We start from the raw sequence: 1,429 nt of genomic DNA, 5'->3' as shown, positions 1-1,429 counted from the left end.
GAAGTAACAAAAACCAGAAAGTATACAGTGGGTTACTTAACGAATAGAGGTAAACCCAACCCTAGTCCACAACTGACCATTAGTGGTAAGTGGCTGAAAGAAATGGGGTTTGAGGTGGGTAGCCACTTTACCCTCACTCGCCAAGCCGGACAGTTGATTATCCGGTTGGCTGAGGGGGAGTGATAACATAAACGAAAGATCCCTATGTAAATTGGGATCTTTATACTTTTAAAAGTCAGACCACTCTGCGTAATCGATATCTTCTTCGGTTAGTTCAGTATAGCCATCTTGGCTTAGCATTTTATTAAAATAGAGGATTGTATCTTCTAATGTTTCCTCAATAGTATCACCATAACCAACAGCACGTTCTGGACAACCATCAAATTTTCTTTTTATTGCTAAATCAGTTATTCCTATAAAATTACCAGATTGCCTTTCATAGATTTTCACCTTCATTTTGGCATAAGGTAAAATGGGGATCATTGTGACAGTAAATTCAGCAACTGTTTTCTCTATACAACTCACATTCGTAATATGTAAATCATGCCACATAACATATTCCTCTCTATTATTGTTTTCCAAACGATATTATCTTTCCGTCTGCTGTTCTATCTAGATATTTTCCATTTTTATAATAACGAGTTACATTATCAGTAGCACCTCTAATCTTAGCGGTTTTAGCTCCTTTTAAACTTTTTGCAAATTCCTCCGCCTTACGTTGATATTGCTCGATATCATTAGCTCCGACTTCTCTTCCATGTTTCTCATAATGTTTTTGTAACGACTCTTCAGATGAATCAAAGCTTCCCTTGTGCCAAGAGTCTTTAATTTTATCTTTATTTTCAGATAAATAGGCAATGTCTTCTACTGTAATCTGATTAGGCAGCGGTGTTATATGCGTATTATCAATACGTTCAGGGATTTGATCTCCGCCAGTGTCAGTCCGTCCTTGTTCTGATATTTGGTTACCACCCGTATCAGTTTTTCCTTGCTCAGGTATCTGATTTCCGCCTGTATCTATACGGCCTTGCTCAGGTATTTGGTTACCACCTGTATGGGGTTTAATATCAATTCGATCACCCCATGTCTGAGTCCCAAACATCTCCCGAGCCATACCCTTGCCACTGATAATTTGCTCATCAATGTAAGCGAGCTCCTGCGGTGAGAGTGTTTGTAGCTTAGTTGTATCACCTTGTCTTGCAGCTATCGCAGCTTGTGTAGCATTTTCTATTTGATCATTTGTGAGGCCAAAGTTAACCCCTAACTTAGCTAACCCATTTAAACAGCTGGCATTTTTAGCACAAGCGCTATAGCCTTTTTCTAAGCCTTTCACCATCACGCCAGTGAGCGCATTATTCTCAACCGTGGTCTTCCCGGCCTCTGCGGCATTTGCTGCACTGGACGTATCGCCGCCGACTAATCCACCCGC

3 protein-coding genes are annotated in these 1,429 nt (G+C 40.4%); 1 reads left to right on the top strand and 2 read right to left on the bottom strand.

Annotated elements, in window-relative coordinates; all coding sequences use genetic code 11:
* The coding region (locus tag AC4IFT_RS22305; RefSeq protein WP_490752914.1) for a SymE family type I addiction module toxin at nt 1–183 on the top strand (183 nt) is incomplete at its 5' end.
* A 45-nt stretch (nt 184–228) separates the two neighbouring features.
* On the opposite strand, the gene AC4IFT_RS22300 is transcribed toward AC4IFT_RS22305, so the two are convergent.
* Complete coding sequence (locus AC4IFT_RS22300; RefSeq protein WP_490752912.1) at nt 229–552, bottom strand: hypothetical protein; 324 nt, start codon at nt 550–552, stop codon at nt 229–231.
* A 16-nt stretch (nt 553–568) separates the two neighbouring features.
* Nucleotides 569–1,429: VENN motif pre-toxin domain-containing protein (locus AC4IFT_RS22295; RefSeq protein WP_490752910.1), on the bottom strand; the 861-nt coding region annotated here is incomplete at its 5' end.

This window comes from Providencia sp. UF-183, from assembly GCF_058246155.1.
The sequence above is the reverse complement of the archived record's forward strand: the minus strand, read 5'-3'. Positions and strand labels throughout refer to the sequence as shown.